At 66.3% G+C, this 11,860-nt stretch carries 11 protein-coding genes and 3 tRNA genes; 7 read left to right on the forward strand and 7 right to left on the reverse strand.

What is annotated here, in order from left to right; all coding sequences use genetic code 11:
• On the forward strand, positions 1-279 hold a 279-nt coding region (locus B146_RS0112130; RefSeq protein ID WP_019996716.1), incomplete at its 5' end, for a transposase.
• An 82-nt stretch (positions 280-361) separates the two neighbouring features.
• Here B146_RS0112130 and hisN read toward each other — a convergent pair.
• Together hisN and B146_RS0112140 are read right to left on the reverse strand one after the other, a co-directional pair.
• Entirely contained in the window at positions 362-1,141 is a 780-nt protein-coding gene (gene hisN / locus B146_RS0112135; RefSeq protein WP_019996717.1) for a histidinol-phosphatase, read from the reverse strand.
• A 99-nt stretch (positions 1,142-1,240) separates the two neighbouring features.
• Positions 1,241-2,149 carry an N-formylglutamate amidohydrolase gene (locus B146_RS0112140; protein WP_019996718.1) on the reverse strand — a complete coding sequence of 303 codons (909 nt, stop codon included), beginning with the start codon at positions 2,147-2,149 and terminating at the stop codon, positions 1,241-1,243.
• 157 nt (positions 2,150-2,306) lie between these two features.
• Here B146_RS0112140 and cpdR point away from each other — a divergent pair, with 157 nt between their 5' ends.
• The 4 genes from cpdR (at position 2,307) to B146_RS0112160 (ending at position 3,242) form a co-directional block, all read left to right on the forward strand.
• Positions 2,307-2,672: a cell cycle two-component system response regulator CpdR gene (gene cpdR, locus B146_RS0112145; RefSeq protein WP_019996719.1), complete on the forward strand. Its 366-nt coding sequence runs from the start codon at positions 2,307-2,309 to the stop codon at positions 2,670-2,672.
• Positions 2,673-2,741: 69 nt separating this feature from the next.
• Positions 2,742-2,816 (forward strand) — tRNA-Val (locus B146_RS0112150).
• Positions 2,817-2,963: 147 nt separating this feature from the next.
• Positions 2,964-3,038, forward strand: a tRNA-Val gene (locus tag B146_RS0112155).
• Between the two features lie 129 nt (positions 3,039-3,167).
• Positions 3,168-3,242, forward strand: a tRNA-Val gene (locus tag B146_RS0112160).
• Between the two features lie 410 nt (positions 3,243-3,652).
• Here B146_RS0112160 and guaA read toward each other — a convergent pair.
• Positions 3,653-5,209: a glutamine-hydrolyzing GMP synthase gene (gene guaA, locus B146_RS0112165; RefSeq protein WP_019996720.1), complete on the reverse strand. Its 1,557-nt coding sequence runs from the start codon at positions 5,207-5,209 to the stop codon at positions 3,653-3,655.
• 156 nt (positions 5,210-5,365) lie between these two features.
• On the opposite strand from guaA, the gene B146_RS0112170 reads away from it, so the two are divergent.
• Positions 5,366-6,727: an esterase-like activity of phytase family protein gene (locus B146_RS0112170; protein WP_019996721.1), complete on the forward strand. Its 1,362-nt coding sequence runs from the start codon at positions 5,366-5,368 to the stop codon at positions 6,725-6,727.
• A 37-nt stretch (positions 6,728-6,764) separates the two neighbouring features.
• Here the strand turns inward: B146_RS0112170 and B146_RS0112175 are convergent, their stop codons facing one another.
• From B146_RS0112175 to B146_RS0112190, 4 genes are all read right to left on the reverse strand, one after another.
• On the reverse strand, positions 6,765-7,415 hold the full coding sequence (locus tag B146_RS0112175; RefSeq protein WP_019996722.1) for a 5'-methylthioadenosine/S-adenosylhomocysteine nucleosidase: 651 nt from the start codon (positions 7,413-7,415) through the stop codon (positions 6,765-6,767).
• The gene (locus B146_RS0112180; RefSeq protein ID WP_019996723.1) at positions 7,412-7,864 is read right to left on the reverse strand and encodes a TspO/MBR family protein; all 453 of its coding nucleotides are present in this window, start codon (positions 7,862-7,864) and stop codon (positions 7,412-7,414) included. Before B146_RS0112180 ends, B146_RS0112175 begins: the two co-directional genes overlap by 4 nt.
• The gene (locus tag B146_RS0112185; protein ID WP_026358565.1) at positions 7,861-9,159 is read right to left on the reverse strand and encodes an RsmB/NOP family class I SAM-dependent RNA methyltransferase; all 1,299 of its coding nucleotides are present in this window, start codon (positions 9,157-9,159) and stop codon (positions 7,861-7,863) included. Before B146_RS0112185 ends, B146_RS0112180 begins: the two co-directional genes overlap by 4 nt.
• A 143-nt stretch (positions 9,160-9,302) precedes the next feature.
• Positions 9,303-10,808: a catalase gene (locus B146_RS0112190; RefSeq protein ID WP_040408545.1), complete on the reverse strand. Its 1,506-nt coding sequence runs from the start codon at positions 10,806-10,808 to the stop codon at positions 9,303-9,305.
• A gap of 97 nt (positions 10,809-10,905) precedes the next feature.
• Between B146_RS0112190 and B146_RS0112195 the strand changes: the two genes are divergently transcribed.
• Positions 10,906-11,853: a hydrogen peroxide-inducible genes activator gene (locus tag B146_RS0112195; protein ID WP_019996726.1), complete on the forward strand. Its 948-nt coding sequence runs from the start codon at positions 10,906-10,908 to the stop codon at positions 11,851-11,853.
• Positions 11,854-11,860 lie beyond the last annotated feature (7 nt).

The raw sequence follows: 11,860 nt of genomic DNA on the forward strand, positions 1-11,860 counted from the left end.
GACATCGTCGTCATGGATAACCTCGGCTCGCACAAGTCGGCCGAGATCCGCCGGATGATCCAGGCGGCCGGGGCACGGCTCTGGTACCTGCCGCCCTACTCGCCCGACCTCAATCCGATCGAACAGGCCTTCGCCAAGATCAAGCATTGGATGCGCATGGCCCAGAAGCGGACCATCGAGGAAACGTGGCGACACGTCGGCCACCTCGTCACCACCATCCCGTCCGACGAATGCGCAAACTACTTCGAAAACGCAGGCTATGCTTCCGTCAAAACCTGAAACGCTCTAGTCCGCCCGGGCGGACTGAGCCGCTTGGGCGGATCGCTCCGCCGGGGCGGACTAGTCCGCCCGCTCCAGCCGATCAGCCGTTGAGGATTCGCAGCGCCGCTTCGTGCAGCTTCGGCGTCGCGGCGGCGATGACGTCGCCGCCCTCCTCGGGACGCCCGCCATCGAAGGTCGTGATGACGCCGCCCGCCTTCTCCACGAGCGGCGTCAGCGCCACGATGTCGTAGGGCTGCAAGCCGGGCTCGACGCAGATATCGACATGGCCCGAGGCCAGCATGGCGAAGGCGTAGCAATCGGCGCCGAAACGCGTCAGGCGAACCGAATCCACCAGCGACTGGAACCGCTCCTTGAGCGGCGAATGGAACAGCTCGGGCGCAGAGGAGAAGAGCGTCGCGCTTTCCAGGCCTCCGATATCGCGCACCTGCAGCGTGCGCCGGCCGAGCGGCCCGTCGCTCCAGGCCCCCTCCGGCGTCGCCCAGAAGCGCTCGCCCGTATAGGGCTGGCTCATGATGCCGAACTGGGCGACGCCCTTCACGGTGAGGCCGATCAACGTGCCCCAGACGGGAACGCCGCAGATGAAGGGCCGCGTTCCGTCCACCGGGTCGATCACCCAGAGCAGATCGCCCTCGCCCGTGCGGCCGAATTCCTCGCCGAGAATTGCGTGGGCGGGAAACACCTCCTCGATCACGCGGCGGATCGCCTTTTCGGCTTCGCGATCGGCTTCCGTCACCGGGTCGAACGTATAGCCCTCGCGCGGCTTGTTATCGATGAGCAGCGGCTGGCGAAAACGCGGCAGCGTTTCCTTGGCCGCCACGTCGGCGAGGCGGAAGAGAAAGTCGGCATCGGGGAGTTGCATGGGCGAATCCTCTCGGCAGAAGCGCCGCCCATATGGACCCGCGCGCGGGGCGAGGCCAAGCCGCCTCGCGCCGAAATCGCGTCGCGCGGCGGCGCTCTGCTATTCCGCCGCCGCCGCCATCTCGCCGCGCCAGCCGGTTTCCACCTCGTCGGCGAAACAGGTCACGAGGCTCCACAGGTCGCGCCGAAGCGCTCCGAACCCGTCATGGGGCAAGAAGGCCGCCTCGTCGGCATAGAGCGCGCGGTTGATCTCGATCTGGATGGCGTGGACGCCGCGTCGCGGCCGGCCGTAGCGCTCGGTGATGAAGCCGCCCGCATAGGGCTTGTTGCGTGTCACTTCGTAGCCCATGGCGCCGAGGCGCTGCGTCACCATCACGACATAGGCGTGCAGCGCGCTTGTGCCGAACCGATCGCCCACCACCATGTCCGCCCGCCGGCCGCCCGGCAGGAGCCGAACCGAGGACGGCATGGAATGGCAGTCCACGAGGATCGCGAAGCCGAAGCGGCGGCGCGTGCGCTCGATCAGCGCTTCCAGCGCCTCGTGAAACGGGAAATAGATCGCGTCGACGCGATCCGTGATTTCCGTCAGCGGCAGCTTCGTGCCGTAGATTTCCTCGCGCTCGGCCACGATGCGCGGGATCGTGCCGAGACCGCCGGCGACCCGCACGGAGGCCGCGTTCACGAAATCGGGCAGCGGCCCGTCGAACATGCCGGGGTCGAGCTCGTAGGGCTCGCGATTGACGTCGAGATAGGCGCGCGGAAACCGCGCGAGGAGAAAGGGCGCGCCGAGCGCCGGCACGAAGTCGAACAGCTGATCGACGAACAGGTCTTCCGAGCGCCGGATGGCGTCCGGTCCGAGACGGCTCTGCGCGATGAAGCGGCTCGGATAGGCCCGGCCGCTATGGGGCGAGCAGAAGACGAAGGGAAGGGTCTGGTCGGTGGGTTCGACGATCTCGAAGGCTGGGCATGCGCCGGCCGCCGTTTCGAAGCTCGGTATGGCGGTCTGCAACGGTGCTCCTTCCCCTTTCTTAAGCCTTCTGCGTCGAATATAAGGTCGGGAATTCTCCTGAACATTCCACTTAGCCCTTGTTTAAGCAATCTGCTAAATGGATTGTTGGAAACGGGCTTTCATCCGGGGCTCCATCCCGGCAGACGGACATGGACGAATGTACAAAATCCTTTTGGCCGAAGACGACAACGACATGCGCCGCTTCCTCGCCAAGGCGCTCGAAAAGGCGGGCTACGAGGTGACGGCCTACGACAATGGCGGCTCGGCCTACGAGCGGCTGCGCGAAGAGCCCTTCTCGCTCCTGCTCACCGACATCGTCATGCCCGAGATGGACGGCATCGAACTGGCGCGCCGCGCCACCGAGCTCGACCCCGACCTCAAGGTCATGTTCATCACGGGCTTCGCCGCCGTCGCTCTGAACCCGGACTCCAAGGCGCCGAAAGACGCCAAGATCCTGTCCAAGCCCTTCCACCTGCGCGAGCTGGTCGAGGAAGTCGGCAAGATGCTCCAGGACGCCGCCTGACACCATCGATCGGCGGCGGGAATCGCTTGACCTCGCCGCCGTGACATGGTCATAAGCGCGTCATCGAATGGGCGTGTAGCTCAGCGGGAGAGCACTACGTTGACATCGTAGGGGTCACAGGTTCAATCCCTGTCACGCCCACCATTCGAAATGTCATTCCATCATCATCATTCTTCGTACCGTCGTAATCGAGCGGCGGTGTTCGGTGTTTCCCGTCGCGTTTCAGCCTGTCACGCCGCTTTCACATTCTTGACGACTCACGCGATCCATGGTCTATCCGCCTCGTCGGTTGGGCGTGTAGCTCAGCGGGAGAGCACTACGTTGACATCGTAGGGGTCACAGGTTCAATCCCTGTCACGCCCACCATCCGACCCCTTCCTTCCCTTCCTGGATATGCAACGCGCAGCGTCGCGCACGTCCCGCTTCGCGCCATGGATTTCGCGCGATTCATCCTTGACGACCGGCCGCCGTCATGGTCTATGCGCTTCATCGAATGGGCGTGTAGCTCAGCGGGAGAGCACTACGTTGACATCGTAGGGGTCACAGGTTCAATCCCTGTCACGCCCACCATTCGAGCCCTCGAGGTTTCCAGCCCCTTACTGGGCAGTCGGACCTCGTCATTCGCCCCCGATCCGACCGCAAGCTTCCTCTGCTCGCAGATGGATCCAACGCGTCCGTTCAGCTCCCTCCATGCGATCGACGCCGCGACGAGGTGATGCGAGGGCGCACCCAATCCGACCCCTGAAGAGCCTTTACGACGGGCGCTTCCCAACTCGATCCGGGAACACCTTCCCGAGAAGCCCTCTGCCCGCCATCGCGGCCCGCACAGCGTATCCGGCCCCAAACCGGCATGATGTTGGCCTCTCCTCCGTCCAGCGCTCCCAGCCCCTCCTCCGAACGCAAAAACGCCGGCGGTCCTGTCGAGGTCCGCCGGCGCTTTGGTCCTGCCGATCCGTCGTCGCCCTAGCCGGGCGAGCGGATCATTCCCACTCGATCGTGCCGGGCGGCTTGGACGTCACGTCGTAGACGACGCGGTTGATGCCCTTGACCTCGTTGATGATGCGGGTCGCGGCATTGCCGAGGAACTCCATGTCGAAGGCGTAGAAATCCGCCGTCATGCCGTCCACCGAGGTCACGGCGCGCAGGGCGCAGACGAACTCGTAGGTGCGCCCGTCGCCCATGACACCGACCGTCTGAACGGGAAGGAGCACGGCGAAGGCCTGCCAGATCGCGTCGTAGAGGCCGGCCTTGCGGATTTCGTCGAGATAGATCGCATCCGCCTGACGCAGGATCTCCAGCTTCTCGCGCGTGATGCCGCCGGGGCAGCGGATGGCGAGACCCGGGCCGGGGAACGGATGGCGACCGACGAACTGCTCGGGCAGGCCGAGTTCGCGGCCAAGCTCGCGCACCTCGTCCTTGAAGAGCTCGCGCAGCGGCTCCACGAGCTTCATGTTCATGCGCTCGGGCAGACCGCCGACATTGTGGTGCGACTTGATCGTCACCGACGGACCGCCGGTGAAGGACACGCTTTCGATGACGTCCGGATAGAGCGTGCCCTGCGCCAGGAAGTCGGCGCCGCCGATCTTCTTCGCCTCGGCCTCGAAGGTCTCGATGAAGAGGCGGCCGATCGTCTTGCGCTTGACCTCGGGGTCCATCTCGCCTTCGAGCGCGCCGATGAAGAGGTCCTGCGCCTGAACGTGGACGAGCGGGATGTTGTAATGGTCGCGGAACATGCCGACGACCTGCTCTGCCTCGCCCATGCGCAGGAGACCGTGATCCACGAAGATGCAGGTCAGCTGATCGCCGATCGCCTCATGGATGAGGATGGCCGCGACCGAGGAATCGACGCCGCCCGACAGGCCGCAGATGACGCGGGCATCGCCGACCTTGGCGCGGATTTCCTGCACCGCCTGCTCGCGGAAGGCGGCCATGGTCCAGTCGCCCTTGAGACCCGCGATGCGGTGGACGAAATTGGAAATGAGCTTGGCGCCATCCGGCGTGTGGACGACTTCCGGGTGGAACTGCACGCCGTAGAAGCGGCGGGCTTCGTCGGCGATGGCGGCGAAGGGCGCGCCCGGCGAGGCGGCGATGATTTCGAAACCCTTGGGCAGCGCGGTGACGCGGTCGCCATGGCTCATCCAGACCTGATGGCGCGTGCCCTCGGCCCAGATGCCGTCGAAGAGCGGCGAGGCTTTCTGCACTTCGAGGAAGGCGCGGCCGAATTCGCGATGCAGCCCGCCTTCGATCCGGCCGCCGAGCTGGGCGCACATGGTCTGCTGGCCGTAGCAGATGCCGAGAACCGGAATGCCGGACGAGAAGATGATCTCGGGCGCGCGCGGCGAGTTTTCCTCGGTGGTGGACGCGGGCGAGCCGGAGAGGATCACGGCCTTCGGGTTCAACCGGCGGAAGCCTTCTTCCGCCGACTGGAACGGCACGATCTCGGAATAGACGCCGGCCTCGCGCACGCGCCGCGCAATGAGCTGCGTGACCTGGGAGCCGAAATCGACGATGAGGATGGTATCGAGGTGCTGGGTCATGGCGGACTTCTAGATAAGGCGCTGCAAAAGGCAAGAGCCTGCCGGTCCGGCGGGCCGCCGCGACGCGTTTTGTCACGCAAGCGTCGCCGGCTCGTAGCCCTCCTGTCATGGTTCCCTTGTGTTCTCCGCCGCATTCCGCCCCCTCGGAGACATCCTATGAAACCGATTCTCACGCTCACCGCCCTTCTCGCGCTCGGCGCCTTCCCGGCCTTCGCCGACGAGGCCCTCGAAGGCCGCGCCTTCCCTGCGACGCTGGAAGCGCAGGCCGTGCTCCCCGCCGACACGACGCTACCCGCACCTGCGGACGCGCCCGAGCATCTGCGCCAGGCCGGCAAGTTCACGACGCCCGACCGCAAGCGCACGGTGGCGCTCGGCTCCGTGCCCGGCAAGGACGGCCTGCGCGCGACCGGCTACGGCCTGCCGTTGGATGGTCAGGCCGTGCAGGGCTTTTCCGGCATCAGGACCATGCCGGACGGCACGTTCTGGAGCCTTTCCGACAACGGCTTCGGCACCAAGGCCAATTCCAGCGACGCCGCGCTGATGCTGCACAAGCTGCGCATCGACTGGGAGAAGGGCGGCGTGGAGCGGCAGGAAACGATCTTCCTCACCGACCCCGACCATGTCGCGCCCTTCCCGATCGTTCTGGAAGGCGCGGAGAAGCGCTATCTGACCGGCGCCGATTTCGACGTCGAATCCATCCAGCCGACCGAGGACGGGTTCTGGATCGGCGAGGAGTTCGGCCCCTATCTCCTGCATGTCGACAAGACCGGCAAGCTGCTCTCCGTCCATGAGACGAAGATCGGCGACGTCACCGTCCGCTCGCCCGACAATCCGACGCTGAACCTGCCGGCCGATCCGACGAAGCCCCTCCCCGCCTTCAATCTGAAGCGCTCGGGCGGTTTCGAGGGCATGGCCCTGTCCAAGGACGGCACGCACCTTCTCGCGCTCCTGGAAGGGCCGATCTTCAAGGACGGCGCGCCGGAGAAGACCGAGGACGGACGCACCGCCCTTCGCATCGCCGAGTTCGACGTCAAGACGGGCGACTGGACCGGGCGCTCCTGGCTTTATCCGCTGAGCGCCGGCGGCGCCGCGATCGGCGATTTCAACATGCTGGACGAGAAGACCGGCCTCGTGATCGAGCGCGACAATGGCGCCGGCCGCGCGGCACAGGCCTGCCAGGGCGAGGCGAAGCTCGATTGCTTCGCGACGCCCGCCAAGGTCAAGCGCGTCTACAAGATCGCGCTCGACGACGAGACGGTCGGCAAGGCGGTGCGCAAGATCGGCTATATCGATCTTCTGGACATCAAGGACCCGAAGGGCGTCGCAAGCCAGGGCTCCAAAGACGGCGTCTACGACATGCCCTTCGTCACGATCGAGAATGTCGACCGACTGGACGAGACACATATCATCGTCGGCAACGACAACAACTTCCCCTTCTCGGCCGGTCGCGCGCTCGACAAGGCCGACGACAACGAGTTCGTGAAGCTCGAAGTCGGCGACTTCCTGAAGGCCGAATAAAATCGAGCGGCCGGGGGCTCAACGCCTCCGGCCACTTTCAGAAGGTCAGCGCGTTCTCCTCGAGGCCACGCTTCAAAAGATCGAGCGCGAGCGCCAGTTCGCGGTCGAGCGTCGGAAGAAGCGCCGTCCAGTCGGTGTATTGGCGGAGTTCCTCCACACCGTCCGAAATGCCGCGAAGCGCCAGAAGCGGCACCGCGAAGCGATGCGCCGCGCGCCACACGGCGAAGGTCTCCATGTCCACCATATCGGCGTCGATCGTCTCGTAGCCGAGGCCCGACACGACATTGCCGCCCGTGGAAAGCCGCGCGGCCGGAATGCCCGGCAAGGGCGTCGCGAGCGGCACGGCGACGGGATGATCCACCAGCGGCGTCACGCCCCTGGTGAAGCCGAGCGGTGAGGCGTCGATGTCGCGCCAGGAGACGCTGGAGGCCTGATAAACGCGCCCCTGCTCCAGATGGCGCGCGCCGGCCGAGCCGAGCGAGACGAGGAGATCGGGCGGCGTGCCCTGATCCCGCAGGCGCTGAAGGGCAATGCCGGTTTCGAGCGCGGCTTCGATCGGGCCGATGCCGGTCATCAACGGGCGGATGCGGCGTTGAAGCTCCGGGCCATATTCGGCAGGCGCCGCCATGACGAAGAGGAGCCGTCGGCCGCCCCAGGTCTCGAGTGCGTGGGTTGCGGCCTCGCTCATCCGTTCAGCCTCAGGATCGCGGCGTTGAGCAGCGCGGCATAGGACACCCACATGGCATAGGGCACGAAGCACCAGAAGGCGAAGCGGTCCCGCGCCCCGGCGCGCGCCAGAAAAATCAGGATCGACGCGAGCAAGCCGAGAATGATGACGAGGGCCGGCAGGGTTGCATGGGCGTTGAAGAAGAGCGGCGGCCAAAGGAAGTTCAGCGCCATCTGGATCATCCAGGCCGTCAGCGCCTTCCGGTTGCCGGATTGCCAGACGCGCCAGCCGGCGAGCGCGATCAGCACATAGAGCACTGACCAGACCGGCGCGAAGATCCAGTCCGGCGGGTTGAACCAGGGCTTGTCGAGATGGCGATACCAGCCGTCCGGCCGGGCGATCGTGCCGATCCAGGCGCCGCCGCCGAGCGAGACGGCGAGGAAGACGACAAGGGCGATCGCCGACTTCATGCCGCGCGCTCCAACAGGGCGAAGAAGAAACCGTCGGTTCCCGAGCGCAGCGGCGTCAGCGTCAGCACCGCGCCGTCCGCCAGCCGCTCGGCATGGTAGGCTTTGGGCGCATCCGGCAGCGTCTCGGCCCAGATCGCCTCTGCGTCGCAAAGCCGGAACGCGGAATGGGCGGCCAGGAAAGCCTCCACACGGGCTGCATTTTCCTCGCGCAGCACCGAACAGGTGACATAGGCGAGACGACCGCCGGGCTTCACGAAGGCGGAGGCCTTCTGGAGAACCGCGTCCTGTTCGCCCATGCGCTTTTGCAGTTGCGCTTCGCTCAGCCGCCATTTCGCGTCCGGCCGACGGCGCCAGGTGCCCGCGCCCGTGCAAGGCGCGTCCACCAGAACGAGGTCCATGGTGCCATGCAGCGGGGCGAGATCGTCGCGGGGGTTGTGAACCTCGACGCCCTCCGCTCCGGCGCGCGCGAGGCGATCCCAGATTGGCGCGAGGCGCTGGCGGTCGGCGTCGAAGGCGTGGATCTCGGCCGCGTTACCGCTGGCGGCGGCGAGCGCCAGCGTCTTGCCGCCCGCGCCGGCGCAATAGTCGAGAATGCGGGTCTCGGGTTCGGCCCCCGCGAGAAGCGCGGCGATCTGCGAGCCCTCGTCCTGAATCTCGAAGAGGCCGGTCTGGAAGCCACGCTCGACCTGGACGTTGGGATGACGCCCCTCGCCTTCGATCGGCGCGATGCGCAGCCCCCAGGGCGAGAGCGGCATGGGCTCGGCCGCGAAGGGCTTCAGCTCCGCCAGAACGTCGTCCCGCTGCGCCTTCAGGAGATTGGCGCGCATGTCGAGCGGCGGCCGGTCGGACAGGGCGCGTGCTTCCGCGACCCAATCGGCCCCGAGCGAGGCTTCAAGCGGTTGGCCCAGCCAGTCCGGCACATCGGCGGCGACCACCTCCGGGGCGTCCTTCAAACCGTCACCCGACAGGAAACGCTGGAGCACGTCCTCGCCCGGCAGCGGCGGGGCGAAGCGATCGCCCTCCAGCGCGGCCCGCAGGCCGTCGGGCGTCTGGCCCGCGTCGAGCACGGCGCCGAAGACGAGCGCGGCCGGCGCATCGCTTCCCATGCGGTGCGCCAGCGAGCGGCGTCGGCGCAGGACGTCATAGACCATGTTGCCGATGGCCGATCGGTCGCCCGAGCCGGCGAAGCGATGGGCGAGGCCCCAGTCCTTCAGCGCGTCGGCCACCGGACGGCGGCGTGCCGTCATGTCCTCGATCACCTCGACCGCCGCCGCGATCCGTCCGCCCAGCCGCATGATGGCTTCCTTCTTCTCGTCTCTGACCTGCTTGGTAGTTTCGCGGCGGCGCAATCTCAAGCCATCGGCACGAAGGGGATGGCGCAAAAGCAAAAGGGCCGGGATCGCTCCCGGCCCTCTTCATCTCGGATCGATCGCCCCGCTTACTCGGCGGCGGCCGAGTGGCTGGTGGTCAGGCTGGCCTGCTCGTCGTCGCGGCCCTGGGCGGCCAGCGCGCGGCGGATGCCGGCGCCGTAGTCCGCATGGACCTTCTCGAAATGGCCGAGCTGACGCTCCACGATGAACTCCGGCACGCCCTGCATGGCGCCCGCGATCGTCTTGAACAGGCGCTCCTTGTGGGCGTCGTCGAACATCTGGAACAGCGCGCGGGGCTGCGAGTAGTGATCGGCCTCGGCGCGATACTCGTAGCGGCCGACCTGGCCGCTATAGCGGTGCGGCGGCTCTTCCACGCTCGGGTCTTCCACCGGGCCGCCGAACGAGTTGGGCTCGTAATAGGCGTCCGGGTTGGTCCGCAGGCCGAAGGGCATCGAGCCGTCGCGATTGTAGTGGTTCACCGGCGAACGCGGCTTGTTGACCTCGAGCGACTCGTAGTGGACGCCGATGCGGTAGCGGTGCGCGTCCGGATACGAGAAGAGACGGCCCTGCAGCATCTTGTCCGGCGAGAAGCCGATGCCCGGCACCACGTTGGACGGGTTGAAGGCCGACTGCTCGATATCGGTGAAGTAGTTGTCCGGGTTGCGGTTCAGCTCGAACTCGCCGACCTTGATGAGCGGGTACAGGCCGTGCGGCCAGACCTTGGTGAGGTCGAACGCGCTCCAGCCGGTCTTCTTCTCGAACTCCTCGGCTTCCAGCTCCGGCATGATCTGCACGAAGAAGTCCCACTTCGGGAACTGGCCGTCCTCGATCATGCCGTAGAGCGCTTCCTGGTAGCTCTCGCGCGACTTGGCGATGACCTTTTCGGCCTCTTCGTTCGTGAAGGTCTTGTGACCCTGCTTCGTCTTGAAGTGGAACTTCACCCAGAAGCGCTCGCCCTGATCGTTCCAGAAGGAGAACGTGTGCGAGCCGTAGCCGTTCATGCGCGAGGGGTCGACCGGGATGCCGCGATCCGACATCAGGATCGTCACCTGATGCAGCGATTCCGGGCAGAGCGACCAGAAGTCCCACATGGCCGTGGCCGAGCGCAGGTTGGTGCGCGGATGGCGCTTCTGCGTGTGGATGAAGTCCGGGAACTTGTAGGGGTCGGCGACGAAGAAGACCGGCGTGTTGTTGCCGACGATGTCCCAGTTGCCTTCCTCGGTGTAGAACTTCAGCGAGAAGCCGCGCACGTCGCGCTCGGCATCCGCCGCGCCCTGCTCGCCGGCCACCGTCGAGAAGCGGGCCAGCATCTCGGTCTTCTTGCCGACTTCGGAGAAGACCTTCGCGCGCGAATAGCGCGTGATGTCCTCGGTCACGGTCAGCGTGCCGAAAGCGCCCCAGCCCTTGGCGTGGACGACGCGCTCGGGAACGCGCTCGCGGTTCTGGTGGGCCAGCTTCTCGATGAGCTGATAGTCTTCCAGAAGCACGGGGCCGTTGCGGCCGACGGTCTTGGAATTCTGGTTGCTCGAAAGCGGCGCGCCAGCGGTGGTCGTCAACCGGGGTCTGTCGGTCATCATGGCCTCCATATGAAGTTGAGAACCATTCCAACCGATTCTCTCGATAATTTCCAATCGTATTTCCAATGCCTCCCGATCAGTTTATCTGATCGGCATGCTCACGCTCCGCCAGCTCCGCTATTTCGAGGCCCTCAGCGAGACCCTGCATTTCGGGCAGGCCGCGCGCCGTCTCAACATTTCCCAGCCCGCGCTTTCGGCGCAGATCGCGCAGCTCGAAGAGCATTTCGGCGCCGCTCTCTTCGAGCGCCGGTCCACGGGCGTCGCGCTGACGCCGGAGGGCGAGCGGGTGAAGCGGCGGGTGCGGCGGATTCTCGCCGAGGTGCGCGACCTCGAAGCACTCACCGAGGCCCATGGCGAGCTTCTGGTCGGCCAATTGCGCATCGGCATCATCGCCTCGCTCGCGCCCTATCTCCTGCCCGGTCTTCTGGCCGAGCTCGCCCGTTCCTATCCGCGCCTCACGGTCGGTGTGCGCGAGAACGTGACGGCGGTGCTCGCCGACGAACTCTCGCGCGGCGATCTCGACTGCGTGGTTCAGGCTCTGCCGGTGGAGCGCAAGGGCGTCTCCACCATTGCCCTCTGCGAGGACCCGTTTCTTCTGGCCGTGCCGGAAGGGAGCGGTGATCGCATTCCCGTTCCGGTCTCCCCCGGCCAGTTGGAAAACGAGCGGCTGATTCTTCTGGAGGAAGGCCATTGCCTGCGCGACCAGGCGCTGGATGTCTGCCGCATCGTGGAACAGCGCGATCTGGCGACGCTGGGGGCGACGAGCCTCACCACGCTGATGCGCATGGTCGCCGGCGGCCTCGGCGTCACGCTCGTGCCGCAGAGCGCGGTGGAGACCGAAGCGCGCGCCGGGGGCATCCGCTTCCTGCCCTTCGAAGCGCCCGTTCCCTCGCGCCATCTGGCGCTCGCCTTTCGCACCTCGTCGGGCCGGCGCTCCGATTTCGAGCGGCTCGCCGAAATGATCCGCGCCTGCCTCGGCCCCAGTGAGGGAAGCGGACATGACAAGGCCGGCGACACACGAGCATCGCCGGCCTCGATCTGATCGGATC

Origin of the sequence: Aureimonas ureilytica DSM 18598 = NBRC 106430, from assembly GCF_000382705.1 — a bacterium.
GTDB lineage: Bacteria > Pseudomonadota > Alphaproteobacteria > Rhizobiales > Rhizobiaceae > Aureimonas > Aureimonas ureilytica.